Origin of the sequence: Ensifer sp. YR511 (assembly GCF_900103045.1) — a bacterium.
In the GTDB taxonomy this organism is placed as follows: domain Bacteria; phylum Pseudomonadota; class Alphaproteobacteria; order Rhizobiales; family Rhizobiaceae; genus Ensifer; species Ensifer adhaerens.
In genome coordinates this window covers 472,353-496,494 of the sequence record NZ_FNGR01000001.1, presented here as the reverse complement: position 1 = coordinate 496,494, position 24,142 = coordinate 472,353, and the positions used below count along the sequence as shown (strand labels likewise).

The window sequence follows — 24,142 nt, the reverse complement described above, 5'->3', positions numbered from 1 at the left end:
GAAAAGCAGCGCCTCGCCATGCTTCGTATACCCTCATCCCCGGATATTGAGTATCAGTTCGCCTCAACCGATGCTTGTGTTCACTGGTCACGCCCACAGATCGCGCACGCAGCGGCCGTCCGGTGCCAGGTCCTCGAAGGTATCGAAGCCGTCGAAATGGTCGATCGGGAGATGGGCGACCCGGTCCAGCGCGGCCAGTCTGACATTGACGGCGATGCGCCGGCGGCCCTGTGCGTCGAGGTTGAGGCTGCGCCAGGCGACGACGCCGGCGCAGGTCGGGCAGAAGAGGATTTCGAGCGTCGGGTCCTTCTCGTCGGCGCGGGTATAGGCGGTGAGTTCGCCGCTGACTGCGATGCGCTCGCCTTCGTAGTCATAGGCCCAGAGCGTGCCGTAGCGATGGCAGAGCGTGCAGTTGCAGGCGGTGATCGGGCCGGGGTCGCCTTTGAGCGTCCACTTCGCATTGCCGCAGTGACATGAGCCGTCAAGCATGAGCCGCTCCCGCTATTGTACCGAGGCGGCATAGTGCCCCGATGGCGGGATGTCCGCAATCGGGGCCGGATATCAATCTCGCTCGCGCTTGTGCGCCAAGACAGCGTCGATGAAGGGAGCCTTCGAGGCGAGGTACTCGCCGATGCCATGCTGGTTCGTGGCTTCGAGGTGCAGCTTCAGCGCCTGATAGCGGGCGCTGAGGTCCGGATCCTGCCGCAGAAGATCGCGAAACCGCAGCATTCTTTCAATCTGCCAATGTCCTGACCGGCACACATGGACCTTGTGGGTTCGAACGCCATTGACGTCGCGCCGATAGAAGTGGTGGTCCTGCGAAAGGTCCGTGCCGCGAACATATCCAAGCGATTTCATACGCTCCGTCACATCGCCCACGTCGCGATGCTCGGACACCTCGCCCAGAAGGTCGATTTCCGGCTTCGCGGCGAGACCGGGGACGGCGGTGCTGCCGACATGGTGGATCGTGACGAGCGCATTTGCGAATACGCTGCGGATGCGCTGCTGCTCGGAGAGAAACAGATCGGGCCATCGCGGATCATAGACTGAAATCTGGCTGGTCAGCGGCACGGCGGCTTGCTCCGGGTTCTTGACGGTGGTGTCATGGTAGCACCCGGAACGAATTCATGGACCTTCCCCCGCCTGGACGGAGGAAGGTTGTTTGGTCGGATCGTGCCACCGCCTAGTTGCGGTCGAGCCGCATGACCTTTTCATCGCCGAGGACCATGCCGGTCTCGCGGAAACCGAAGCGGTGGTAGAGGGCGTGGGCGCGGGTGTTTTCCGGGTAGACGCCGAGATAGATGTCGCCGCATTCAGGGATCTTGGCCATGTGGTCCAGGAGGGCTGCGAGCGCCTTGGCGCCATAGCCCTTGCCCTGGTGGCGGGCATCGATCATCAGTCGGTAGATCCAGTGGTTGCCGTCATCGGGGTCGAGCGCATACATGGCGAAACCCACCGGCGCCCCTTCGGCCATCACGGCAAAACCGACGCATTCGGGGCGTTCGCCGAGTTCTTCGAGAGATTCGTCGTTGCTGGCGATGAAATCCATCTGGTTTTCGTGAACGTCGAGCCTTCGGATGACATCGGCATCGACGGTATCGACGGGCAGGAGTGTAATCGTCATTCGGTCCTCGTGGTCGACGCTGTGGCCTGGGAGGCAGTCTCTGTCTAATCCCTTCTGCGGTCACCTTCTCCCCGCGGGGCGAGCGGGGAGAAGGGACCTTGCAGCGCTCTCGGCGTCCACATCCTGCGCCTGGGCGCGAGCGGTTCCCTCTGCGGGGCGGGCAGGGGAGCCGAAGGGTAGGCGGAGCCGGGCCGCTGCCGTTCCCTTTCCCGATCAGCGGGCGAGGGAGTTGGGGGCAAGGAACCGGAGGGACGGGGACACGCGTCCAGCCTGGCAAAGCGTCAATAACAATCTGATTTATACGTTTTCAGTTTCTGCCGTGCCGGCCGGGCCGCTCGAGGCGCCGAAATCCGGAAAGCGAGCCCTTCTCCAACGGGCGCATTACCGCAACATTGCGATGGCAAGAAAGAAACGGCCTTCGCGCCAGCCGCTCAGGTTTCCTCGACGATGCGTGGCTCTGCTTTGCCCGTCCATTCAAAGGTGATGGTGTGGCCCTGGCGGACGTTCTGGATGACCGAGGGGCGGAAGACGGCGAGGCACGTGCCCTCGGGATCACGGGCCGACGGATAGATCAGGCCGTTGCCGCCTTCTGCAAGAATGGTGGCGGCGAGCGCCTGACCGGCGGGGTAGGCGACGGCGGTGTCGGGGGAGAGATAGGCGGCGTCCACTTCGCCGCGCACGTCATGGAAGCGGCAGGTGAAGCCGGCGATCAGTTCGCGGTAGCGACCGATGTCGTGAAAGCTGCCGGCCTCGCGAAGCGCCCGGGTGCGGTGATAGACGATTTCCGCCTGGCAGGTCTGGAGTGCGCGCGGGCCGAAGGCACAGTACCAGGCGCCGCGCTCCTCGCCGTTGAAGCGGTTGCCTGGAGGCCGGGCATGGCAGAAGGCGGCATTGATCAGCGACCAGCCGTAGCCGAAGGTCTCGTTCAGGAGTTCGGCAGGATCGACGCCGATGGGCAGAGCGAGCGGGCTCAGCCGCGCCGAGGTCATCGCCTCCAGCCGGTTGAGGATCTCGATCTCGTCGTCATCGTCGGCGAGCGGCTTGACCGCGGGCTCGTCGATATAGGCGGTCGAGATCAGCCGGACGGTTGCCGGCTCGTTGAAGTCGATTTCCGGCAGCGCGATCATAGGCCGCCGCGCAACCCGTCGAGATAGCGCCTGACCTTCATCATCACGGGAATGCCGCCCTCGATCATCAGGTCGACCGGCGAGCGGCCGGAAAACAGCGGGCCGGTGTTGACCGCCTTCGGCCATTGATAGGTAAGCGGCCCGTTGAAGAACAGCCGCAGGCCCTTGAAGATGCCGACGATCAGGCTCGCGCGCATGCGCTTGTCCTGGTCGAGCCTGCCCTTGAAGTCGCCGGCCTTCATGCGGTTCCAGGTGGCGATCGGCACGTCGAAGAGCTGGGCCGCCTCCCTATTGGTGAGGTTCCAGAGGTCGCAGGCTTTCACCACCGCCTTTACGATCACAGCTTCTTCCTGCCGGGCGGGTGCGAAAGCCGGTTGCGCCAGCGCCATAAATGTCTCCTATGCGGTGACTGAGTGTATCATATGATATGAAATGGAGATGTTGGGCGGAAAGTCAAGGGGTGGCCGGCTGATGCCTGTTTGCACTGCCGAGCGAACGCGCCCGGCTCTGCCCCTCACCCTAACGCTCTGCCCGCCAGCGGGGAGAGGGGACATGGACGACGGGGGCACCGTCACTCGGCGGCTGATCTCACAAACCCAAGGTAGGCCAGGTTTTTGTGAGGGGGGAGCGGGTGACCACGTCTCCTTCTCGCCGTCGTGACGGGGAGAAGGTCCCGGCCGGGGGGTGAGGGGCAGCGCTTCTGCTGCAAAAGGGCCATCCTCAAACCTGTCGAGGCTCTCGGCGCTTGGATCGCCCTTCACCTGACGTGGCGCAGAGGTCGCCGCGCGCGTTGCGTCGCCATCCGTTGAGATGGCGCGGTCTCCATCACGGCAATTCGATTTTACTCGGTTGGCGGCGGCCGATAGGCTTTTCGGCACAGTTGATGGGAGAGAGAGCCATGAAGCGCGCATTAGCAGCAATCGCATTCGCCTTGGCCTGTTCCGGCGCGGCCTATGCGCAGGACACCAGCATGAGTTTCTTCGTCACCAGCGTGAACCCCGGAAAGGGCGGCGATCTGGGCGGCCTCACCGGGGCGGACGCCTATTGCGATACGCTCGCCAAGGCAGCGGGGGCGACGGGCAAGAGCTGGAAGGCCTATCTTTCCACCGACGCTGAGAACGCCAAGGACCGGATCGGCGCAGGCCCCTGGTACAACGCCAAGGGCGAGAAGATCGCCGATGATGTCGCATCGCTCCACAGCGACAAGAACAACCTGACGAAGCAGACGGCGCTCAATGAAAAGGGCGAGGTGATCAACGGGCGCGGCGATACGCCCAACCGCCACGACATTCTGACGGGCTCGAAAGCCGATGGCACGGCGGCACCGGACACCTGCGGCAACTGGACGATGGGCGGCGCCGACGGCGCGGCGATCGTCGGCCACAGCGACCGCACGGGATTGAACGATTCCGCCGAGGCCAAATCCTGGAACTCTTCGCACGCGACGCGGGGCGGCTGCACCGTCGAGGCCTTCAAGGGCACCGGCGGCGAGGGGCTGTTCTATTGCTTCGCTGAGAAATAGGTCGTGTTGACAAAGTAGTTTTCGGCACGTGGTCGCGCGGTTGGCGAGCTACGACTTCTTTTCTGCGTCCCCCAGAAAAGGATCGATGCCGATTTGGTGGAGCCTTTTACGCGCTTCCACAGAGGCCTGCCTGATGTCGGGATTTTCTTCTACCGCTCTTCCATACCAATATTTTGCGGCATGCAGGTCGCCAAGGTTCTCATAGCACTCCCCCAGTCGCTCTCCGAGATATCCGGCATCCAGCGACTGGTCGCCATCTGCCATGAAAAGATAAATCTTGATGGCATCCGCTGCATTCCCGCTTGCGATCAATTCTTTTGCTCGGCGCTCTAAATGATTGAAGTCATACACGACTTTGTCTCCAGCAACGCAACTTGGGTGCGGTTTTCCTAAAAAGCAGTGTTGAAACATGCCCGAGCCGGTTTGCGAAGCCACCCTGTCAACACGGCCTAGGGCGCTTTCAGCTTATCGTAACGCGCAAGGGACACGCCTTGGTTTCATCCTGACGGCCCGGACACTCGGCCCGGGTCGCAGGTCCGTTCCCACGTGCGTCAGACATGCGGCCCGAGCAGCGACAGGTCGGCCTCGCCGAGCCGGTCCTTGGCGGTCCAGAGCTGATGCCAGTAAGGGTAGATCACCGGCGGCAGGCTGACGGCGTCGAGCAGTTCCTTCTCCTCATCGGTGAGCTTCAGGTTTGCGGCAGCGAGATTGTCGCTGAACTGCGCCTCGGTGCGGCCGCCGATGATGACGGACGTGACGCCCTTGCGGCCGATCAGCCAGGCGAGCGCAACTTGCGCCGGCGACACGCCGCGCTCGGCGGCGATGGCAACGAGCATGTCGACGATCTTCCAGAGCCGCTCCTCGTCGCGGATCGGCGGCTCCTTCCAGCTGGCAAGCTGGCGGGTGCCTTCCGGTGTCTCGTTTCGCCGGTGCTTGCCGGAGAGAAGTCCGCCGGCAAGCGGGCTCCAGACGAGCACGCCGAGCCCCTGGTCGATGGCGATCGGCATCAGCTCATATTCAGCCTCGCGGGCCTCGAGCGTGTAGTGGATTTGCTGGCTGATGAAGCGCTGGCGGCCTTCGAGCGCGCTGACGCCGAGCGCCTTCATGATGTGCCAGCCGGAATAGTTGGAGCAGCCGATATAGCGGACCTTGCCGCTGCGAACGAGGCTGTCGAGCGCCTCCATCGTTTCTTCGAGCGGTGTTAGGCCGTCCCATTCATGCACCTGGTAGAGATCGATGACGTCGGTGTTCAGCCGCTTCAGGCTCGCCTCGCAGGCGGCAATCAGGTGCTGGCGCGAGAGCCCGCCGTCGTTCGGCCCCGGCCCCATCGAAAAGCGCGCCTTGGTGGCGACGAGCACACCGCCTTTGCGCTGGCCGCCGAGGACCTCGCCGATGATCTCCTCGCAATGGCCGGTCGAATAGATGTCGGCCGTGTCGATCAGGTTGACGCCGGCATCGAGGCAGAGGTCGACATAGCGGCGCGCCTCCTTCAGCCCGACATTGCCGACCTCGGCGAACTTGCCGCGGCCGCCGATCGTCATTGTGCCCATGGTGATGACAGAGATTTTCAGGCCGGAACGGCCGAGCAGCCGGTATTCCATGGTCTCTGGTCCTTTGCTGGTGGGGAAACGGGAACGCAAGCTTCACCGGATGAAAGCCGAAGGCGACAGCGGCGGTCAAGTGGCGCTCAAAGAGGCCGCGTCCGCGGCGCGGGCCCAGTGTGTAGGCCTGCAACACTCTGCAATCGGATGTTGCGGTGGTTGCAGCTCCGGTTTCTTAGGGCTGGCTTGAACACGGCAAAATGTTATCGTTTCGTCGAGAGATTAAGGGGAATCACTGGATGAGCGTTGTAAAGCGTCTGTTGTCCGCATCGGCGATCGCTGCCGGTCTGGGTTGCATTGTTGCGCCCTTGACGGCGAATGCGGCCGAAAACGGTGCCGGCTTCTATCTGCTCGGCGCACGTGGCCCGATGGCCGGCCTTTTGGCTCCGCCCGGGACCTATTTCCAGAACGACACCTACTTCTATGTGGGCGAGCTCAAGGGCAACAAGCAGCTTCCGCTCGGTGGCGAGATCGTCGGCGAGGTCGATGCGACGCTGATCGGCATCTTCGGCACCGGCCTCTGGGTGATGCCCGAAGAAGTGCTCGGCGGCAATCTCGGCTTCACCGCGATCGTGCCCTTCGGGGGGCCGGATATCGACGCTACGCTTTCGGCGCCAAGGGCCGGTCGCTCGGCCTCGGTCAGCGATTCTGTCTTCACTATCGGCGACCCCGTGTTGGGCGCGGTTCTCGGCTGGCACGAGGGCGATTTCCACTGGACGGCGAACGCCTCGGTCAACGTGCCGATCGGCGACTACCAGAAGGGGCAGCTCGCCAATCTCTCGTTCAACCGCTGGGCTGGCGACTTCACGCTCGCCGGCACTTGGTTCAATCTGGAAACGGGCTTCGACATCTCGGGCGCCGCGGGCTTCACCTTCAACGGCGAGAACCCGGCGACGGACTACCGCACGGGTACGGAATTCCACGCGGAATGGGCCGTTACCAAGCACTTCGGCCAGGAGTTCTCCGCCGGCGTTGCAGGCTACTTCTACCAGCAGGTGACCGGCGACAGTGGCGCCGGCGCAAGGCTCGGCCCGTTCAAGGGCCGTATTGCCGCGATCGGCGGCACCATGGGCTACAATTTCAAGATGGCCGAGACGCCGGTATCGCTGACGCTCAAGGTCTTCCAGGAATTTGGCGCCAAGAACCGGCCGGAAGGCACGGCCGGTTTCGTCACCATCGCCTTCCCGATCGGCACGCCGCCGGCCCAGGTGAAGTAGGCTTGAGCCAAGCCTCGCATGCCCCGCCGGTGCCGTCTTCGACCGGCGGAGGCATGGATGACGCGTGACCTTCGTGCCGGTCCGGAAACGACCGATCGCGGCAGGGTTCGCGTGCGGCGACGTTGCTTTATCTCCCGATCGGCGCATACTGCCGCCTTCGCTGGGCAGGATGCGGCTCCGGCGGCTGTAAGATCGTTCGCGTTTTCGACCCGATACGGGCGGTCGCGGAATGTCTCGGACGGCCAGGCCACAGGCGCTTCTCCTGCACGCCATGGACCGGATCGATCAGGCCTTCGCCGAGATCGGGTGTCCGTGCAACGGCGATTGGGCGGAAGCAAGTGCCACGCGTCACTTCCGTCGCAGCCGACGGGCATTCGTAAGAGCGTCCGCCCTGAAAGGCACAATTGGTTTCGACCCGCGGTTGGCGGCGTACGCGGATAGCGGCGCGCCGGCCCTTGGCAGCCAGGAGGTTTCAATGCAGGAGTTTGCACGCGAACCGGACGGCCCGATCGGCCCCGACGATCTTGATATGCTGCAACGCACCTTCGACCGGGTCTGCATCTGGTGCGACATCCCGCGCTACGGCAAACGTGCCGACCGGCTGGCCCGCCACATCACGGGCCAGTTCCGCAGGGGCATTGCCGACGAGCGCGTGCTTTTCGAAAACGCCATGTGGCTGGAGCAGCAGGGTGGTTCAACGCGGCATCGCGCCGACAATTGACGCCGGCGGCGCCTGAAGCACATCGCGATTTTCAGATTGAGTTGTCTATCGCAAACCGCTGCGCGCTTTTGCGCGACATTCTCTACATCTCGAAGAACCGCTCCGGCATCAGGTTCCGGTAGGGGAACATATGGAAATACGGACGGGCCTCGGTGAGCACGCGGCGGACGGACGCGCGTTCGAGCAGCCGTTCGAAATAGACCGCAAGATGCGGATGGGTCTCATCGAAGGGCTCGACGATGCCGCCATAAAAGAGAGCCGGAGTGGCGGCGCAATCGGCAAGGCTGAAGGTATCGCCCGCGGCAAATTCATGCGTGGCGAAGTGCGCGTCGGCCATGCCATAGGCCAAGCCAAGCGCGGCGCGGGCATCGGCAACGCCGCGGTGGTCGCTTTCACCTGGCGCCCGCAGCGTGTCAGTGACGATCTTCTGCATCGGCACGTGGATGTAGTTGTCGAAGAAGCGATCCCAGAGCCGGGCTTTCAGAGCCGTGTCGGGGGTATCGGGGATCAGCCGCCGGCGTCCCGGATAATGGCGGTCGAGATATTCGATGATGATCGACGTCTCCGGCATCACCACGTCGCGAGCGCTGTCCGTCAAAACCGGCATCTTGCCGACCGGCCACAGCGCCGCGAAGCGGGCCGCTTCTTCCGGGTCGAGCAGGTCGACCAGGCTGCTTTTGAACGGGGTCTCGTTTTCGTAAAGCGCGATGAGCACCTTGTGGCAGAAGGAAGCGAGTGGATGCTGGTAAAGCGTGAGGGACATGCGCGTATTCTCCAGTGCGGAAGGGACGCTTGCGGATCGGTCGTCAGGTCTTTACGTGCCCGTTTATCGCAAAACCGGTCCTGTTTCGCAATCGGTTTTCGGGGTTCAGGGCCAAAAGATCGGGGCCCGTGGCGCAGAACGGCGGCAGCCGCGCCGGATACGCGCCGATTTTTTGGGGACGCCATGCTGATCGATTCCAAGCGGTTAGCGCCGGAAAAGGACGCGCACGCGTAAAGACTTGCCGCCATCGTGCCCGGCTACCATTGAAAGCGCAAAAGCTGCCCTAGAATTAATAGAACAAGGGCGTCGCAACGCTCGGCGCCCGTCGTCATCGCGACAGGGGAGGATTGCCGATGCGCTGCTTCACGGTACTTGGGCCCTCGCAGACCGGAAAGACCACGCTGGCAGACAAGCTGGCCGGTCTGGAGGGGGCCTCCAGAAAAGCTGCTTCACCCTACGGATTGAACCTCACGGAATTCGAATTTGGCGGCGAAGCCTGGTGCGCGCTCGACGCACCCGGCGGCACCGAGGCGCTGGGCCACGCGCAGCACGCGCTGATCGCCAGCGACGCCTGCGTGCTCTGCGTTTCGCCGGTGCCGGAGGAGGCAGTGCTGGCCGCGCCCTATCTGAAGGCAATCGAGGCGTCGGGCACGCCCTGCATTCTCTTCATCAACCGCATGGACGAGCCGCAGGGGCGGCTGCGCGACGTGATCGCCGCGCTTCAGGACTATTCCGGCCACATGCTGCTCCTGCGCCAGGTGCCGATCCGCGAAGGCGACAAGATCGTCGGCACCTGCGACCTGATCTCCGAGCGCGCCTGGCGCTACCGCGAGGGACAGACCTCGGCGCTGATCGAAATCCCCGACACGGTGATGGATCGGGAAAAGGAGGCGCGGGCCGAGCTGCTCGAGCATTTCTCGGAATTCGACGACTGGCTGCTCGAAGAGCTGATAGAGGACCGGCCGCCGGCCAACGACACGATCTATGCGATCTCCACGCGGCTCTTGAAGGAAAACCGCATCATCCCGGTGCTGGTGGGCGCTGCAAGCCACGCCAACGGCATTTTGCGGCTGATGAAGGCGCTGCGCCACGAGGCGCCTCAGGTCGACGCGCTTCGAAAGAGACTGGCTGAGGCCGGACCGATCGCCGAGACGGCGCTTTCGGCCGTCAGCTTCCACGCCTATCACAAGGCGAATGTCGGCAAGACGGTGCTGGTCAGGGCGCTGACATCCGGTATCAAGCAGGGCGCGACACTCGGTGGCGGCAGCCTCGGCTCGCTGCAGGACCCGGCGACCGGCAAGCCGCTGCCGAACGCCACGCCGGAGGCGGGCGCGATCTTTGCCGCTGTCAAGGCCGACCATCTACCGGTGCCGGCGCTGCTCGCCGCCAGCAGCACCGCCGAGGCGCCGGACTGGACGCTGCCGCCGACGCCGATGCTGGTGCGCATATTGGTGCCCGACAGCGAGCGCGACGAGACCAAGCTCTCGGGCACGCTTGCCAAGCTCGCCGAGACCGACCGCGCGCTCGCGGTCATGCAGGAGGAAGGCAGCGGCGCGCAGCTCGTCTGCGTGCAGGGGCCGATGCACCTGCGCGATCTCTGCAAGACGCTGGCCGACGTCTTCCATGTCGGCGTCACCGACAGGCCGCCGAGCCCGACCTATCGCGAGACCGTGCTGAAACCCTCCGACGTGCACTACCGCCACCGCAAGCAGACGGGCGGTGCCGGGCAGTTCGCCGACGTCAAGCTCAGCGTGCACCCGAACGAGCGCGGCGCCGGCTTCTCTTTCGCCGAGACGGTGAAGGGCGGGGCGGTGCCGCGCAACTTCATCCCGGCGATCGAGGCCGGCGCGCGCGAAGCGATGGAGAAGGGGCCGCTCGGCTTTCAGGTGATCGATGTCGGCGTGACCCTGACGGACGGTCAGCACCATGCGGTCGACAGCAACGACTTCGCCTTCCGCGCGGCCGCCAAGATGGGCGTGCGCCAGGCGCTGTCGCAGGCCTCGGCGGTTCTGATGCAGCCGGTCATCCGCGTCGAGATCCACATCCCCTCGATCTATTCCGGCAGCCTGGTGCCGATCGTCTCCACCTACAAGGGCCAGGTGCTCGGCTTCGACCGTGACGAGACGGCCAAGGGCTGGGACATCTTTCGCGCCCTGGTGCCGGGATCGGCGCTCGACGATCTCGCCCGGACACTAAGGGCCGCGACGCAAGGCATCGGTTACTTCTCCAAGAGCTTCGACCATTTCGAGGAGCTCTACGGCAAGGAGGCGGATGCGGTAATCCACGCGCATGGGACGCAGCAGGCGGGGTGATCGTCTATGAGAGCAGCGGCTTGGCGCGATACACCATGACCGCGCCGAGCAATTTTAGTCGCGCATCAACGTCTCTTCGGTGGCGAATTCATTGCCGCGCAATCACGGAGAGTATTTGTTGTCGCGATAGGTCTCGCCGATTCCCCGGACCGCCGACGGGCAAGGTCAAGTGCGCGGGTCGCCTTCCGTGAGGTTGCTTTCAAGGCCCCAACCCGGCATCGCCGTTCTGCGGATACAGTCTCCGACATCACGCTCTCTCGACTTCGTGTAGAGGCGGATCGGCGCGGTAGTCCGCGAGCAACCAATGATCGGGCTGGGGTTCGGCTGCGTTTTCACAGCTTCGAGAATGATGTGCTGGTCATCGAAGATCAGGTCCTGGCGCTGCGCGCAAGGGCGGGGCCGGAGGAGGCGATCCAGAGCTTTCTAAGGGATCCGACGCGCTTGACAAAGGCGCCGATAGATTATTTATAACCATCCGGTCGGAAATAAATCGGATGGAGCCATGGGCCGGAAACGCGCAATTGATCAACAGCAGGTGCTGGATGCCGCCGAACGGGTCGTCGGTCGTGATGGCGCTGCCAACCTGACTGTCGATGCCGTCGCCAGGGAAGCCGGCGTCAGCAAGGCGAGTGTGCTTTATGACTATAAGTCCAAGCAGGCGCTGATCGAGGCCGTCGTCGACCGGGCGTTTGAGCGCGACAACGCACACCATGCGCAGGTCGAGCAGAAGATCGGAGACATTCAGGATCGAGCGGTCAGGGGGCGCATCGTTGCTGCGGCCGAACCGCCGCCCGAGGAATTCCGGGCGGTGGCACTGAACCTGAGCGCGGCGCTTACGCTCGATGCCGGTTTGCGCCGGAAGATGCAGGCAAGCCAGGATACGACGATCGCGAGAATTCTTCAGAACTCCCAGTCGCCGCGCGGGGCGTTGCTTGCCTATCTCGCGCTCGAGGGTCTCAAGTTCCTCGAATATCTCGACTTTCACCATTTTGCGCGTGCGGACCGCGACGAGGTGCTGCGCGAAATCAACTGGCTCGTGACTGCAACCCCGCAGGCAGCCGATCTTCCGGACGAGCGCTAAGCGTCCAAACCTCATAGGTGCAGTGAAATGAACCAAGCATGCGATGCCACATCCGCCGTGGCCACGGGCGAACGCGCCCCGTTCCGGCGCATCTTCATCACCGGTGGCAGCGGCTATGTCGGCCGCAACCTCATCCGCCATTTCGTCACGACGGGCGTTTCTGTTGTCGCTCTGGCGCGCAGCCAGAAGGCGGCCGACCGCGTCCGCCAACTCGGTGCGACGGCCTTTATGGGCGACCTGCTCAGTCCAGACATCGCCGCGGGAATGGCGGGCTGCGACGCGCTTGTCCATGCGGCGGCCGATACCGATCATGGACCAGGCACGCCGCAGCAGCGCCGGGTGAACGAGGATGGCACACGGATCGTCATGGAGGCGGCCCGCGCCGCCGGTATCCGCAAAGCGATCCATATCAGCACCGAATCCGTGCTTGCCGATGGGCACCCGCTGGTGCAGGTGGACGAGACGGCGCCGTTTCCGCGCCGCCCGGCCGGCAGCTATTCGCGCAGCAAGGCGGCGGCCGAGCGTGTAGCCCTTGCGGCCAGCAGTCCGGCTTTCCCGGTCGTTGCCCTTCGGCCGCGCTTCGTCTGGGGGCGTGACGATACCACGGCGTTGCCGGCACTGGTCGAGGCTGCCCGCTCCGGCAAGCTCGCCTGGATCGCGGGAGGCACCTACCTGACCTCGACCACGCATATCGCCAACCTGTGCCAGGCCGTGGCGCTTGCGCTTGCAAACGGGCGGGGCGGGGAGGTCTATTTCATCACCGATGGCGATGCCGTGCCGTTCAGGACGTTCGTCTCGCAGCTTCTGGAAACGCAAGGGATCGTCCCGCCGGAAAAATCCGTTCCCCGCGCCGTCGTCAGAGCCGTTGCCTGGGGCGGCGATGTGCTCGCTGCCCTCTCCAGGGGGAGGATCAGCGTTCCGCTGACATCACAGGCCTATGCGACGTCGGCCGTCGAGATCTCGCTTGATATCGGCAAGGCAAAGCGGGCGCTGGGCTATGTTCCTGTCATCTCGCGGGAGCAGGGGCTGGACGAGCTTCGGACCGTCAGCACCGGTAGTCCTCCAGTTGCGGCGCCGTGTCCGGCTTGCCTGCCTTGATCCAGTCCACCTTGCCGCGCAGGAACGAGAGAGCCGCGTCCAGCGCGGCCTTCCGCTCTTCTAGTCGCGCGATCTGCGTTTGCAGGATCTCGACCGTTCGTGCGGGCGAACTTTCGCCGGCGCGATAGGCCTCATTGAGGGCCTGAATCTCCCGCAGCGAGTAACCCAGCGTCTGTTGCAGCCGGATCATCCGCGCGGCGGTAACGTCTTCCTGGCTGAACAGCTGATAGGGATTAGAGCCGCCCTTGGCGCTGCGCTCCGGCTTCAGCAGCCCCTTGGAAATGTAAAAGCGGATCGTATCGACCGGCAGTTCCGTGGCCTTCGCAAATTCCGAAATCAGCATGCAGCAAACCCTTGACCATAGAGTATGGTCAATACTTATAAGAGCTGCTTGTCTGGAATTGGAGACCCATGATGACAAGCAAGGAAAAGATTCTACACCGCGTCCAACTCGGCTCGGATGGCCCGCTGATCGGAGCCCAGGGCCTCGGCTGCATGGGCATGAGCGAGTTCTACGGCACGACGGACGAGGCCGAATCTCGCGCCACTCTGGAACGGGCGCTCGAACTCGGCGTCACCCTGTTCGACACGGCGGACATGTACGGTATCGGCGCCAACGAGGCCTTTCTTGCGTCCTTCGTCAGGACGCATCGTGAAGCGGTCCTGATCGCCACCAAGTTCGGCTATGCGCGCACGCCGCAAAGCCCAGAGGACTGGAGCATAGACAACCGGCCCGAGTTCATTCGTGCTGCCGCTGACCGCTCTCTGAAGCGCCTGGGTGTCGATGTCATCGACCTCTATTACATGCATCGCCGCACCGATGCCGTACCACTCGAAGAATCCATTGGCGCGATGGCCGATCTGGTCGCGGCCGGAAAGGTCCGTTGGCTCGGCCTCTCGGCGGTGACCGCGGCGGAGCTGCGGGCCGCGCATGCCATCCATCCGATTGCAGCGCTGCAGTCGGAATGGTCTGTTTTCACGCGTGAGATCGAGGAAGATGTCGTTCCCGCTGCATTCGAACTCGGCGTGACGCTCGTGCCTTACTCTCCGCTCGGACGTGGCATGCTGACCGGCCAGGCCTTTGCCCAATCCCTGACGGAGGGAGATGCACGCAGGAATTTCCCGCGCTTTGCATCGCAGCACCACCAGGCGAACATGCAGGTGGTGGCAAAGGTCGAGGAAGCCGCGCGTGGCCTCGGCATTACCTCGGCCCAGCTGGCACTAGCCTGGCTGCACATGCAGGGCCGCAAGTTGAATGCGAAGGTGGTGCCAATCCCCGGAACACGCAGGCGCAGCCGCCTTGAGGAGAACGTCGCGGCGGCGTCCATCATCCTCCCCGATGATGTAACGGCCATGCTCGATCCGCTCGCCGGGGCTGTGCAAGGAGCTGCCGTCTAAGGGTGCGACCGCCGTGCGCGACGGGCGTGCGGCGGCCGGTTCTTGTGTTGGGTGGGGAGGAGGGACGCTCGCCGGCCGCCGACGGCTAGCTTGTGCCAGATGTTTGCACTGCCTCTGCGCTCTGCCGCTCGCGCTCCTCGATCTCGGCGATCAGCCAGTTGAGAAAGGCCTTTGTTACCGGCTTGGTGCGCAGGAGGTCTTCCTGGCAGACGAACTGGTAGGTTTCGGGCGGCTCGTAGAAATGGTCGTGGGCCAGGCGAATCTGACCGGATTTGAGTTCGTGTTCGACCATGGTGCGGTCGATCAACGCCACGCCCTGGCCTTCTCTCACCGCTTCGAGAATGATGTGCTGGTCGTCGAAGATCAGGTCCTGGCGGCTGCGCGGAAGGGCGAGGCCGGAGGAGGCGATCCAGCTTTGCCACTCCTGAAGGCCGCGATAGTGCAGCCGGTTGCCGGAAAGCAGTGCCTGCCTGTCGCCCTGCCAGAGGTCGCGGCCGCAGACGGGCACCAGGCGCTCGCGCAAGAGCTTGCGGGTGAAGCGTCCGGGTGGCGGCTGCAGGCAATAGGCGATCGTGACGTCGGCCGGGCCGGTGCCGGCGGTGATCGTTTCGAGGTGGGAGAGGTGGATCTGCACGCCGGGATTGGCGGCGAGAAACTCGGAGATGCGCGGCGCGATCACTTTCATCGAAAAGAACGGGCCGACCCGGACGCGCAGGATCTTGTCGCTCGTGCGTGGGCGGATGTGCTGGACCACGCCTTCGAGATCGTCGAAGGCGCGCTGGCAGGAGGCATAGAGCAGCCCGCCCTCCGGCGTCAGTTCGACACCGTGCTGTTTTCTGACGAAGACCCGAAGGCCGAGATTGAGTTCCAGATTCCGGATCTGGTGGCTGATCGCACCCTGGCCGATGCAGAGCTCGTCGGCGGCGGCCGTCAGGCTGCCGTTGCGCGCGGCCGCCTCGAAGGCGCGCAAGGATTTGAGGCTCGGCAGGTCACGCATCCGTTGCTCCGGGTCTGGATCGGTTGCAGCCTACATGAATTTTTTCGATAGCTGGAATGATTTCTTTCACATTGCGAAGGCTGGAGACCTCCCGCATTGTCGAAGCATAATAAAGCAAAACGAAAACTGAAATCGGCCGAAAATCCAGATAGTTTCAAGCAAGTTGCTCCTTTGGTCAGGCCAATGGTCACGCTTGCGACCGGAACTTCGTGGGTGGCCGACAGGAAGGACAGAGGGAACGAGATGAAAAGGAAGTTCATGACCGCATCGGTCATCGCCGCGCTGTTTGCGGCCGGCACCGCCAATGCCGAGACGCTGGCGATCGGCACCGAGGGCGATTACGCGCCATTCAACTATGTGACCGCAGCCGGCGAAATCAAAGGCTTCGACTACGATATCGGCCAGGCGGTCTGCGCCGAAATCAAGGTAGACTGTGTCTGGAGCACCAATGAGTGGGCGGGCATCATCCCGGCCCTGCAGGCCAAGAAGTTCGACGTGATGATCGCCTCGATGGCGATCAATCCGGATCGCAAGACGCAGGTCGACTTCACAACCCCTTACTATTTCAACGCCATGCGCTTCGTCGCCCGCAAGGATCTCGGCCTCAAGGACATCTCGCCCGAGGCGCTGAAGGGCAAGGTGATCGGCACGCAGTCCGGCTCAGTCGCGGTCGAGGCGCTGCAGGAGTTTTTTCCCGATAGCGAAGTGAAGCTCTATCCGACGATGAGCGAAGTGTTTCTCGACATGGAAAACGGCCGGCTGGACCTGATCCTCGAAGGGCAGATGGCCTTTACGGAGTGGCTGGCCAAGGAAGAAAGCGGCTGCTGCGCCTTTGTCGGCGAGAGCTTCGTGCTCGACACGGCCGAGGGCAACGCCATGGCGGTACGCAAGGGCGACGAGGCGCTGCTCTCCAAGCTCAATGCCGGCCTGAAGACGATCATGGAAAACGGCACCTACGACAAGATCCGCAAGCAGTATTTCGATTTCGACATCATGGCAAAGCCGAAGACCACGAGCGAGTATTTCCGCTGAGGTTTGTGGCTCTATCCCTCATCCGGCCCGCCGGCCACCTTCTCCCCGCCTGCGGGGAGAAGGTTAGGGTGAGGGGCAACTCCTCGGAAGATGCGCGAGGGCGTCTCTTCTAAGCTGCCGAGAGGGGCCGCCGCGGATCCAAGGTTCAACTCCAACCATCCAGAATTCGCCTGTCGCGCCCTGCGTTCAACGCATCGCGCGGCAGGAGAACAGGCGCGGCGTCGGGGTTTCGCGTTTTCCCCGGCGCCCGTCTTCTCGATTTTTCCAGTCAGCAAAATGAAAGTGCATAGGATGAGCTTCCGGGTCGCCGTTCTCGAATTCAACCAGGAAACCAACACGTTTTCGAAGCTCAAGACCGGGTTCAGGGACTTCGAGGCCTGCCACTATTTCGTTGGCGCCGAGATAGAAACCCATTGCCGCGGCACCAATTCGGAGATCGGCGGCTTCATCGATTGTTGCGACACTTACGGCTGGCAGCCGGTCTATACCGTGGCGGCGCGGGCCGAACCCGGCGGCAGGATCGAGGAAGCGATGCGGCAGCGCTTCGTCGCGGATCTCCAAAGCGCGCTCGACGGCGAAAGGCTCGACGGCGTGTTTATCGTCTTCCATGGGGCTATGTGCACGGAAACGGCTGACGATGCGCAGATCCAGCTTCTGGAGGTGGTGCGTGGCATCGTCGGTTCGGAACTTCCCATCGCCGCGACCTTCGACCTGCACGCCAATTCGGCGCCCGAAATGGCCGGCCTGCTCGATATTGCCGTCTCGTTCCGCACCTATCCGCATGTGGACATGGCCGAATGCGCCCACAAGGCGGGCGCGCTGCTCGAGCGCGCCATGCGCGGCGAAATCCGGCCGGCGCTCGCCATCCGCCAGCCGCCGATGCTGAACGGCTGCAACGACGGGCGCACGACCCATGCCTGCGCCATGACCGAGCTGCTCGAAATTGCCGACGGGATCGCGGCGCGCGACGGCATGCTGGCGACCTCGATCAATGCCGGCTTCTACGATGCCGATATCTTCAATACCGGCCCATCGGCGGTTATCTGCTACGACCGCAACCGGGTGGCGGCCGAAGACGCGGAAGCCGAGGCCGAGCGTCTCTGCCGCGAGATCTGGGACCGGCGCGAGCACCAGGATGTGCAGCTGCCGCTCGACGCGCTGCCCGGCATCGTCGCGGCGCATCTTGCGAAAGATGGGGCCGGGCCGCTGGTCATTGCCGACTTCTCCGACAATCCCGGCTGCGGTGCCTATAGCGATTCCACCTGCGTGCTCGCCAGGCTGCTCGATACCGGCGTCCGAAACGCGGCTTTCGGCGCGCTCTGCGATCCGGAAGTCGTGGCCGAGTTGATCGCTGCCGGCATCGGTGCGACACGCGAGGTTACGCTCGGCTGCAAGATCGACCCTGAAGTCGGCGGCGGGCCGATCACGATCAAGGGCAGGGTGGAGGCGATTTCGGACGGCAGGATCGTCTTCGAGGGGCCGATGTTTCAAGGGCTGCCGGCGACGATGGGGCCGAGCGTGCGCTTTCATGTCGAAGGCATCGACATCCTCATTTGCAGCGAACGCCAGCAGATGCTCGATCGCAACCTCTTCCGCGCCGTCGGCATCGAGCCGTCCGACTATCAGATCGTCGTCGTCAAGTCGCAGCAGCACTTCCGCGCCGCCTTCGGTCCGATCGCGTCCGAGATCGTCGAGATCGACGGCACGGGCCTCAGCAGTGCCAATATCGGCGCGCGCAAGTTCCAGCGGGTGCGGCGGCCGGTCTATCCGCTGGATCACGGCGAACTCGGCTGAGGCGGGCTGCCGTTCGCGGGCCAAGGTTCATGCCTGCGCCCTCTAAAGGGGCAGCCGTATGGCGCGGTAACCGTTACGTACTTCCGCAGTGCCCGGCTTTGGGTCTAGCGTCCCCGTCGTGAAGGGGAGCGCAACTTCATGAGTTTTATCGATCTCTTCGCCTGGATCGTGCTGATCGTGCTCGTGGTGAGCACGGTCGCCGTGCTGATCTTTCTCGCCATGCTGCCGGGGTCGATCGCAAAAAGGCGCAATCATCCCTGGAGCGAGGCGGTCAATGTGGCGGGCTGGGTGACGCTGTTCTTCGGCTTCGCGCTGTGGCCGATCGCGCTCATCTGGGCCTATGTCGACGTGCCGCGCCCGAGCGGCGCGCATCCGGCGGCGACCCCTGCAGGCGAGGTTCATCCGAGCGAGGCGGGCCAGCCATGATCGTCTTTCTCTTCAATGTCTATCTGGCGATCCTCTTCTGCCTGGTGAAATTCAGGATCGTGCCTTTCAACCTGTTCTGGAAGATTTCGCCGGCGATCGTGTTCCTGCTGCTTCTCGTCGGTCTGTTCATCCCGATGAACTGGGGCGCGCCGCAGGGCAAGGCGCTGGTGGTGCGCAATTCGGTGGCGATCGTGCCCGATGTCGCCGGCGAGGTCACGGAGGTGCCGGTCGCCTCCAACAGCCCGCTGAAAGCCGGCGACGTGCTCTTCCGCATCGACCCCGTGCCCTACCAGGCGAAGGTGGACGCGCTGCAGGCGCAGCTTTCGCTGCAGGAGCTGCGGCTTGCGCAGATGACGAAGCTGCAGTCGCGCGATGCGGCAACCGAATTCGACGTGCAGCAACGCCAGGCGGACGTCGACAATCTGAGAGCCCAGATCAGCAATGCCGAGTGGGAACTCGGCAAGACGACGGTGCGGGCGCCGGCCGATGGCTACGTGACCAACCTTGCGCTGCGCAAGGGCGCGCGCGTGACGACGCTGCCGCTGTCGCCGGCCATGGCCTTTATCGACACCTCCGAGACGATCATCGGGGTCGAGATCAACCAGATCGATGCGCGCTATATAGAGCCCGGCCAGATGGTGGAGGCGACCTTCAAGTTTGCGCCCGGCGAGACCTATACCGGTGAGGTCGAGGGCGTGCTGCAGGCGATCGCCTCCGGGCAAGCCCGGGTGTCCGGCACGGCGGTGACCCCGGAGGCAGTCTCCGCCGCGCCCTTCATCGTGCGGGTGAAACTCGACGACCAGGCTTTCGCCGCACGGCTGCCGGCCGGCGCCACGGGGGACGCGGCCATCTTCACCGACCGGGTGAAGGTGGCGCATGTGATCCGCCGGGTGCTTTTGCGCCAGATCGCGATCACCAACTACGTCAATCCGTTCTGATCGGCTGCGCGGCGGGGTGCCACCGGCTGCCCCGCCCGCTGGAAGACGGGCGAGGATAGGACGGTTTCTCGCAATTCCGGACGGAAAACCGCTGCGCACTTGTCCTGGAATTGCTTGGCCAAATGTCGCAAGTCCTAGCGGAAAACCGTTTCACACTTTTCCTGGGATTGCTTGGCCAAACGACGCAATTCCGGACGAAAAACCGCTGCGCACTTTTCCTGGAATTGCTTGGCCAAACGACGCAATTCCGGACGGAAAACCGCCGCACACTTTTCCTGGAATTGCTTAGCCGGCAATCGGTAGCGGCGCCTCCGGGTTGACGAGACCGGCTGCCCTCAAGTCCCGCCAGAAGTCGGCCGGCACGGCCTCGTTCAGGGCGGCACGGTCTTCGGCGATGCGGCTCGGCTGGCTGGCGCCGGGGATGACGGCGGCAACCGCGGGGTTGGCGAGCGAGAACTGCAGGCCGGCCGCCTTCATCGAGATGCCGTGACGGTCGGCGATCGCCTTGATACGCGCGACCTTGTCGAGAATTGCCGGCGTGGCCGGGGCATACTCGAAGTTCGGGCCACCGACGAGCGCGCCGGAGCTATAGGGGCCGCCGACGACAATGCCGAGGCCGCGCTTGGTGACCTCGGGCATGACGCGCTGGAGTGCGCGGTCATGGTCAAGCAGGGTATAGCGGCCGGCAAGCAGGAAGCCATCGGGACGCGGACCCTCGAGCGCGAGCAGCAGTTCGATCGGCTCCACCCGGTTGACGCCGAGCCCCCAGGCCTTGATCACGCCTTCGTCGCGCAGCCGGTCGAGCGCGCTGAAGGCGCCCTTGCGCGCCGTCTCGAAAACGTCGAGCCATTCGTCGCCGTAGAAATCCTGGGCAACGTCGTGAACGAAGGCGATCTCGATCCGGTCGGTCTTCAGGCGCTTGAGGCTGTCCTCGATCGACCGCAGGGTGGCGTCATGGGAGTAGTCGTTGACGATCTTGTTGGGGCGGCCATAGCGGAAGACGTCGCCCTTTTCCCCAAGGTCGCGGGCGCTGACGTCCTCGATCTCGTCGAGGATGACCCGGCCGACCTTGGTGCTGATGACGTATTCGTCACGCGGGCGACCGCCGAGCGCTTCGCCCATGCGGATCTCGGCAAGGCCGGCGCCGTAGAACGGGGCGTTGTCGAAATAGCGGATGCCGTCGTTCCAGGCGGCCTCGACGGTGGCAAGCGCTTCTTTTTCGGGTATTTCGCGGAACATGTTGCCGAGCGGGGCCGCGCCGAAACCGAGCTTGCCGGGCAGAATATCCTTGAGTGTCATGTGTCCTGTCCTTTGCTGATCGATGGGGCAGGTGATGCGGTGCATCGCCGTTGTTTGGAAAAATAGGTCAGGGAGCGGAGTCCCGGTAGCGGGGTACGCTTCGCAGGATATGGGAAACGAATTCACAGATGCGATGTTCGGAGCCGGATAACTGGTGAAGTGTTCCGGGGAAGCCATCGGGCAGACCGTCTGCGACGGATCGGATGGAGAACACCGGTCGTAAACTTCTCGCGTCTCGGGTCTGGTTTGCGTATATTAGACTAGCCTAAATCGGTGGAGATTCAACGATCTGCAATAGGGGTGTTCGCCATGACCATTGGCCAGAGCATGCTTGCGGGTGCAGCCTTCTTCGCGCTTGGTTTTACGTCCGCATGGGCACAGCAGGTTTCAGGGACGCTCGGCGCCCCGGGAGCGACGACAACAATTACGGGTAAGCAGCTTCCGTCACCAAGTCCGGCTTTTGGCGGTGTAATCAAGGAAAAGGCCTCGGAATCGACGCCCTGGTGGGCTCCGCGGGTCGTGCCGCCGAAAGGCGCGCCCAATGTGCTGCTGATCATGACGGACGATCAAGGCTTCGGTGCGCCCAGCACCTTTGGCGGCGTCATTCCGACACCGGCCATGGACCGCATCGCCAAGGAGGGGTTGCGCTTCACGAACTTCCACTCGACATCGCTCTGCTCGCCGTCTCGTGCGGCGCTGATCACCGGGCGCAATCACCATTCGGTTGGCTACGGGGTCGTCGGGGAGATCGCGACCGGATATCCGGGCTACGATTCGATCATCCCGATCGAGAAAGGAACGATCGGCACGATCCTCAAGGAAAATGGCTACGCCACCGCGTGGTTCGGCAAGAACCACAACACGCCGTCCTATCAATCGAGCCAGGCGGGCCCCTTCAACCAGTGGCCGACGGGCATGGGCTTCGATTATTTCTATGGCTTCGTCGGCGGCGATGCGAGCCAGTGGCAGCCGAACCTGTTCCGCAACACCACGGCCATCTATCCGTTTGAAGGCAATCCCAAGTGGAACCTGGAAACGGCCATGGCCGACGAGGCGATCCAGCACATCAGGCAGTTGAGCGAGATCGCCCCGGGCAAGCCCTGGCTCGTCTACTACGTGCCCGGTGCCACCCATGCACCACACCACCCGACGCCCGAATGGATCAAGAAGATCAGCGACATGCACCTCTTCGACGAGGGCTGGAACAAGGTGCGCGAGACGATCTTCGCCAATCAGAAGCGGCTCGGCATCATGCCTGAGAACGCGAAGCTCACGCCGTGGCCGGAGGGGTTGCCGCAATGGGATTCCCTCAGTTTGGAGGCGAAGAAACTGTTCATCAGGCAGGCCGATGTGTACGCCGCCTACCTTGCCTATGCCGACAACGAGATCGGGCGCGTCATCCAGGCGGTGGAAGATATCGGCGAGCTCGACAACACCCTGATCATCTACATCGGCGGCGACAACGGCGCGAGCGCCGAGGGCATGCTCAACGGCACGCCGAATGAGTTCACCACATTCAACGGCGTCGACGTTCCGGTGAAGGACCAGTTTCTCTGGTATCCGTTCTGGGGTTCGGAGCGGACATTCCCGCATTTCGCAGCCGGCTGGGCCTGGGCGATGGGGACACCGTTCAAGTGGGTCAAGCAGGTGCCATCGCACTTTGGCGGGACGGCGCAGGGCATGGTCATGTCGTGGCCCGGCCATATCAACGACGCTGGCGGTGTCCGCGCGCAGTTTCACCACTTCATCGACATCGTGCCGACGATCCTGGAGGCGACAGGCATCCCGCAACCGGAGACGATCAACGGCATCAAACAGGAGCCGATCGAAGGCGTCAGCATGGCCTACACATGGGACAAGGCGAATGCCGCTGCGCCGACTGAACACAAGACCCAGTACTTCGAGATGCTGGGAAACCGCGCGATCTACCACGACGGATGGGTCGCCGCGACGACGCCCGCGACATTGCCGTGGGAACTCAGCACCAAGACGCCGCCCGACGTGATCACCGGCTACAACTGGGAACTTTACAACGTCGATGAAGACCCGACGCAATTCACCGATCTTGCCGCCAAAATGCCTGACAAACTCAAGGAATTGCAGGACCTCTTCTATGCCGAGGCGAAGAAGTACAACGTGCTGCCGCTCGACAATTCGACGCTCGCACGCTGGAATGCCCCGCGGCCGAACCTGACGGCCGGCCGTACGGAATTCACCTACCGCGGCGAACTGAGTGGTGTGCCGGCCAGCGCTGCGCCGAGCACCTTGAACAAGTCCTATACGATTACGGCCGATGTCGAGATACCCGACGACGGTGCGCAAGGCATGATCGTCACCGAGGGTGGCCGCTTTGGCGGTTACGGCCTCTTCCTCAGCCAGGGCGACTTCGGTGTCGGCAGTGGGAAGGTCGTGTTCCTCTACAATCTCCTCGACCTCAAGCGCACCCTGTGGGAAGGACCGGAACTCGAACCCGGCAAACACAGGATCGTCTTCGACTTCAAGTCGGATGGAAAGGGACTTGGCGCCGGGGGCACCGGCGTTCTGTCGGTGGACGGCAAGGAGGTCGCCAGGAACAGCATCGATCATGGCATCCCGGTCACTTTCCCCGAGGATGAGACCTTCGACGTCGGTCTCGACACGCGCACCGGCGTCGCCCTTCTGGAACACCGCTACGACACGCCCTTCCGCTTTACGGGCAAGATCGACAAACTGACTTTCGAATTGAAGCCAAACGCAACGCCCTAGAGCGCCGTGCGTTCACGTGAACGCACATGGGACGCTCTGGCGACCTTGCATCGCAAGGCCCGGACACAAACGACTGGCAGAGGTGCGTTCCGATGATACGCGTGCTTGATCTCGCCGCCTTCGGGGAGATGGCAACAGGGCTCGCACTGGTGGTGGCGCCTTCGCTCGTGGGGCAGGTGCTGCTTGGCGAGCTACTCACCGGGCCGGCGGTCCCGACGGCCCGGGTGGCGGGAATTGCCCTGATCGCCCTCGGCGTTGCCTGCTGGAAGAACTCAGGCCTCATCGGCATGCTGATCTACAGTGCGGCCGTCACGCTCTATCTGGCCTGGTTCGGACTGACGGATGGCTCCACCGGCGTCCTTCTGTGGCCTGCGATCGCAGTTCATGCGGTGCTGTCGGTCTTGCTCTGGCGCGGACGTCACACGCCCGGCGCCGGCTAGTTTTCGG

Annotated in this window: 24 protein-coding genes; 13 read left to right on the top strand and 11 right to left on the bottom strand. The window is 63.5% G+C overall.

Annotation, left to right across the window (positions count from 1 at the left end; all coding sequences use genetic code 11):
• Window positions 1-87 precede the first annotated feature (87 nt).
• From BLU15_RS02445 to BLU15_RS39950, 5 genes are all read right to left on the bottom strand, one after another.
• Window positions 88-489, bottom strand: coding sequence for a GFA family protein (locus tag BLU15_RS02445; RefSeq protein WP_090294160.1), 402 nt, complete (start codon window positions 487-489; stop codon window positions 88-90).
• Between the two features lie 72 nt (window positions 490-561).
• Window positions 562-1,071: a GrpB family protein gene (locus tag BLU15_RS02440; RefSeq protein ID WP_090294159.1), complete on the bottom strand. Its 510-nt coding sequence runs from the start codon at window positions 1,069-1,071 to the stop codon at window positions 562-564.
• A gap of 112 nt (window positions 1,072-1,183) precedes the next feature.
• A complete protein-coding gene (locus tag BLU15_RS02435; protein ID WP_060516081.1) occupies window positions 1,184-1,624 on the bottom strand; it encodes a GNAT family N-acetyltransferase in 441 nt (146 codons plus the stop codon).
• Between the two features lie 431 nt (window positions 1,625-2,055).
• Window positions 2,056-2,751: an RES family NAD+ phosphorylase gene (locus BLU15_RS02430; RefSeq protein ID WP_090294156.1), complete on the bottom strand. Its 696-nt coding sequence runs from the start codon at window positions 2,749-2,751 to the stop codon at window positions 2,056-2,058.
• Window positions 2,748-3,140 (bottom strand): antitoxin Xre-like helix-turn-helix domain-containing protein, encoded by a 393-nt coding sequence (locus BLU15_RS39950; RefSeq protein WP_034793180.1) that lies wholly within the window; start codon window positions 3,138-3,140, stop codon window positions 2,748-2,750. Before BLU15_RS39950 ends, BLU15_RS02430 begins: the two co-directional genes overlap by 4 nt.
• A 509-nt stretch (window positions 3,141-3,649) precedes the next feature.
• On the opposite strand from BLU15_RS39950, the gene BLU15_RS02420 reads away from it, so the two are divergent.
• Window positions 3,650-4,273, top strand: coding sequence for a hypothetical protein (locus BLU15_RS02420; RefSeq protein ID WP_090294155.1), 624 nt, complete (start codon window positions 3,650-3,652; stop codon window positions 4,271-4,273).
• 48 nt (window positions 4,274-4,321) lie between these two features.
• Here BLU15_RS02420 and BLU15_RS02415 read toward each other — a convergent pair whose 3' ends face one another.
• Both BLU15_RS02415 and BLU15_RS02410 read right to left on the bottom strand, forming a co-directional pair.
• Complete coding sequence (locus tag BLU15_RS02415) at window positions 4,322-4,624, bottom strand: tetratricopeptide repeat protein (RefSeq protein ID WP_244546696.1); 303 nt, start codon at window positions 4,622-4,624, stop codon at window positions 4,322-4,324.
• A 200-nt stretch (window positions 4,625-4,824) separates the two neighbouring features.
• Window positions 4,825-5,874 (bottom strand): aldo/keto reductase, encoded by a 1,050-nt coding sequence (locus tag BLU15_RS02410; RefSeq protein WP_090294152.1) that lies wholly within the window; start codon window positions 5,872-5,874, stop codon window positions 4,825-4,827.
• Between the two features lie 239 nt (window positions 5,875-6,113).
• Here BLU15_RS02410 and BLU15_RS02405 point away from each other — a divergent pair, with 239 nt between their 5' ends.
• Window positions 6,114-7,091 carry a SphA family protein gene (locus tag BLU15_RS02405; RefSeq protein WP_090294150.1) on the top strand — a complete coding sequence of 326 codons (978 nt, stop codon included), beginning with the start codon at window positions 6,114-6,116 and terminating at the stop codon, window positions 7,089-7,091.
• Window positions 7,092-7,566: 475 nt separating this feature from the next.
• Window positions 7,567-7,812 carry a hypothetical protein gene (locus BLU15_RS02400; protein ID WP_034793196.1) on the top strand — a complete coding sequence of 82 codons (246 nt, stop codon included), beginning with the start codon at window positions 7,567-7,569 and terminating at the stop codon, window positions 7,810-7,812.
• A gap of 82 nt (window positions 7,813-7,894) precedes the next feature.
• Here BLU15_RS02400 and BLU15_RS02395 read toward each other — a convergent pair whose 3' ends face one another.
• Window positions 7,895-8,575 (bottom strand): glutathione S-transferase family protein, encoded by a 681-nt coding sequence (locus BLU15_RS02395; RefSeq protein WP_090294149.1) that lies wholly within the window; start codon window positions 8,573-8,575, stop codon window positions 7,895-7,897.
• Window positions 8,576-8,928: 353 nt separating this feature from the next.
• Between BLU15_RS02395 and BLU15_RS02390 the strand changes: the two genes are divergently transcribed.
• The 3 genes from BLU15_RS02390 (at window position 8,929) to BLU15_RS02380 (ending at window position 13,066) form a co-directional block, all read left to right on the top strand.
• Window positions 8,929-10,887, top strand: coding sequence for an elongation factor G (locus BLU15_RS02390; RefSeq protein WP_090294147.1), 1,959 nt, complete (start codon window positions 8,929-8,931; stop codon window positions 10,885-10,887).
• A 502-nt stretch (window positions 10,888-11,389) separates the two neighbouring features.
• Window positions 11,390-11,968: a TetR/AcrR family transcriptional regulator gene (locus BLU15_RS02385; RefSeq protein ID WP_034793213.1), complete on the top strand. Its 579-nt coding sequence runs from the start codon at window positions 11,390-11,392 to the stop codon at window positions 11,966-11,968.
• Between the two features lie 27 nt (window positions 11,969-11,995).
• On the top strand, window positions 11,996-13,066 hold the full coding sequence (locus BLU15_RS02380; RefSeq protein ID WP_090294145.1) for an NAD-dependent epimerase/dehydratase family protein: 1,071 nt from the start codon (window positions 11,996-11,998) through the stop codon (window positions 13,064-13,066).
• Here BLU15_RS02380 and BLU15_RS02375 read toward each other — a convergent pair.
• Entirely contained in the window at window positions 13,014-13,409 is a 396-nt protein-coding gene (locus tag BLU15_RS02375) for a MerR family transcriptional regulator (RefSeq protein WP_090294143.1), read from the bottom strand. The genes BLU15_RS02380 and BLU15_RS02375 overlap by 53 nt on opposite strands.
• A 71-nt stretch (window positions 13,410-13,480) precedes the next feature.
• Between BLU15_RS02375 and BLU15_RS02370 the strand changes: the two genes are divergently transcribed.
• Window positions 13,481-14,464 carry an aldo/keto reductase gene (locus BLU15_RS02370; RefSeq protein WP_089043644.1) on the top strand — a complete coding sequence of 328 codons (984 nt, stop codon included), beginning with the start codon at window positions 13,481-13,483 and terminating at the stop codon, window positions 14,462-14,464.
• 85 nt (window positions 14,465-14,549) lie between these two features.
• Here BLU15_RS02370 and BLU15_RS02365 read toward each other — a convergent pair whose 3' ends face one another.
• Window positions 14,550-15,461 carry a LysR substrate-binding domain-containing protein gene (locus tag BLU15_RS02365; protein ID WP_051659269.1) on the bottom strand — a complete coding sequence of 304 codons (912 nt, stop codon included), beginning with the start codon at window positions 15,459-15,461 and terminating at the stop codon, window positions 14,550-14,552.
• 243 nt (window positions 15,462-15,704) lie between these two features.
• Here BLU15_RS02365 and BLU15_RS02360 point away from each other — a divergent pair, with 243 nt between their 5' ends.
• From BLU15_RS02360 to BLU15_RS02345, 4 genes are all read left to right on the top strand, one after another.
• Window positions 15,705-16,493 (top strand): transporter substrate-binding domain-containing protein, encoded by a 789-nt coding sequence (locus tag BLU15_RS02360; RefSeq protein ID WP_244546695.1) that lies wholly within the window; start codon window positions 15,705-15,707, stop codon window positions 16,491-16,493.
• Between the two features lie 291 nt (window positions 16,494-16,784).
• On the top strand, window positions 16,785-18,287 hold the full coding sequence (locus tag BLU15_RS02355) for a M81 family metallopeptidase (RefSeq protein WP_034793222.1): 1,503 nt from the start codon (window positions 16,785-16,787) through the stop codon (window positions 18,285-18,287).
• 138 nt (window positions 18,288-18,425) lie between these two features.
• The gene (locus BLU15_RS02350) at window positions 18,426-18,713 is read left to right on the top strand and encodes a DUF3302 domain-containing protein (protein WP_090294142.1); all 288 of its coding nucleotides are present in this window, start codon (window positions 18,426-18,428) and stop codon (window positions 18,711-18,713) included.
• Window positions 18,710-19,651, top strand: a complete 942-nt coding sequence (locus tag BLU15_RS02345) for an HlyD family secretion protein (RefSeq protein ID WP_089043567.1) — start codon at window positions 18,710-18,712, stop codon at window positions 19,649-19,651. The genes BLU15_RS02350 and BLU15_RS02345 overlap by 4 nt, the downstream gene beginning before the upstream one ends.
• Window positions 19,652-19,936: 285 nt before the next feature.
• Here BLU15_RS02345 and BLU15_RS02340 read toward each other — a convergent pair whose 3' ends face one another.
• Window positions 19,937-20,950 (bottom strand): aldo/keto reductase, encoded by a 1,014-nt coding sequence (locus BLU15_RS02340; RefSeq protein ID WP_090294139.1) that lies wholly within the window; start codon window positions 20,948-20,950, stop codon window positions 19,937-19,939.
• Window positions 20,951-21,259: 309 nt separating this feature from the next.
• Here BLU15_RS02340 and BLU15_RS02335 point away from each other — a divergent pair, with 309 nt between their 5' ends.
• On the top strand, window positions 21,260-23,695 hold the full coding sequence (locus tag BLU15_RS02335; RefSeq protein ID WP_090294138.1) for an arylsulfatase: 2,436 nt from the start codon (window positions 21,260-21,262) through the stop codon (window positions 23,693-23,695).
• Between the two features lie 92 nt (window positions 23,696-23,787).
• Window positions 23,788-24,135 (top strand): hypothetical protein, encoded by a 348-nt coding sequence (locus BLU15_RS02330; protein ID WP_090294137.1) that lies wholly within the window; start codon window positions 23,788-23,790, stop codon window positions 24,133-24,135.
• The last annotated feature ends 7 nt before the right edge of the window (window positions 24,136-24,142 follow it).

Bases quoted from the DNA above. Each gene is read 5' to 3' on its own strand.
- BLU15_RS02445 (WP_090294160.1), bottom strand. From the start codon at position 489: ATGCTTGACGGCTCATGTCACTGCGGCAATGCGAAGTGGACGCTCAAA.
- BLU15_RS02435 (WP_060516081.1), bottom strand. From the start codon at position 1,624: ATGACGATTACACTCCTGCCCGTCGATACCGTCGATGCCGATGTCATC.
- BLU15_RS02430 (WP_090294156.1), bottom strand. From the start codon at position 2,751: ATGATCGCGCTGCCGGAAATCGACTTCAACGAGCCGGCAACCGTCCGG.
- BLU15_RS39950 (WP_034793180.1), bottom strand. From the start codon at position 3,140: ATGGCGCTGGCGCAACCGGCTTTCGCACCCGCCCGGCAGGAAGAAGCT.
- BLU15_RS02420 (WP_090294155.1), top strand. From the start codon at position 3,650: ATGAAGCGCGCATTAGCAGCAATCGCATTCGCCTTGGCCTGTTCCGGC.
- BLU15_RS02410 (WP_090294152.1), bottom strand. From the start codon at position 5,874: ATGGAATACCGGCTGCTCGGCCGTTCCGGCCTGAAAATCTCTGTCATC.
- BLU15_RS02405 (WP_090294150.1), top strand. From the start codon at position 6,114: ATGAGCGTTGTAAAGCGTCTGTTGTCCGCATCGGCGATCGCTGCCGGT.
- BLU15_RS02400 (WP_034793196.1), top strand. From the start codon at position 7,567: ATGCAGGAGTTTGCACGCGAACCGGACGGCCCGATCGGCCCCGACGAT.
- BLU15_RS02395 (WP_090294149.1), bottom strand. From the start codon at position 8,575: ATGTCCCTCACGCTTTACCAGCATCCACTCGCTTCCTTCTGCCACAAG.
- BLU15_RS02390 (WP_090294147.1), top strand. From the start codon at position 8,929: ATGCGCTGCTTCACGGTACTTGGGCCCTCGCAGACCGGAAAGACCACG.
- BLU15_RS02385 (WP_034793213.1), top strand. From the start codon at position 11,390: ATGGGCCGGAAACGCGCAATTGATCAACAGCAGGTGCTGGATGCCGCC.
- BLU15_RS02380 (WP_090294145.1), top strand. From the start codon at position 11,996: ATGAACCAAGCATGCGATGCCACATCCGCCGTGGCCACGGGCGAACGC.
- BLU15_RS02375 (WP_090294143.1), bottom strand. From the start codon at position 13,409: ATGCTGATTTCGGAATTTGCGAAGGCCACGGAACTGCCGGTCGATACG.
- BLU15_RS02370 (WP_089043644.1), top strand. From the start codon at position 13,481: ATGACAAGCAAGGAAAAGATTCTACACCGCGTCCAACTCGGCTCGGAT.
- BLU15_RS02365 (WP_051659269.1), bottom strand. From the start codon at position 15,461: ATGCGTGACCTGCCGAGCCTCAAATCCTTGCGCGCCTTCGAGGCGGCC.
- BLU15_RS02360 (WP_244546695.1), top strand. From the start codon at position 15,705: ATGAAAAGGAAGTTCATGACCGCATCGGTCATCGCCGCGCTGTTTGCG.
- BLU15_RS02355 (WP_034793222.1), top strand. From the start codon at position 16,785: ATGAGCTTCCGGGTCGCCGTTCTCGAATTCAACCAGGAAACCAACACG.
- BLU15_RS02350 (WP_090294142.1), top strand. From the start codon at position 18,426: ATGAGTTTTATCGATCTCTTCGCCTGGATCGTGCTGATCGTGCTCGTG.
- BLU15_RS02345 (WP_089043567.1), top strand. From the start codon at position 18,710: ATGATCGTCTTTCTCTTCAATGTCTATCTGGCGATCCTCTTCTGCCTG.
- BLU15_RS02340 (WP_090294139.1), bottom strand. From the start codon at position 20,950: ATGACACTCAAGGATATTCTGCCCGGCAAGCTCGGTTTCGGCGCGGCC.
- BLU15_RS02335 (WP_090294138.1), top strand. From the start codon at position 21,260: ATGACCATTGGCCAGAGCATGCTTGCGGGTGCAGCCTTCTTCGCGCTT.
- BLU15_RS02330 (WP_090294137.1), top strand. From the start codon at position 23,788: ATGATACGCGTGCTTGATCTCGCCGCCTTCGGGGAGATGGCAACAGGG.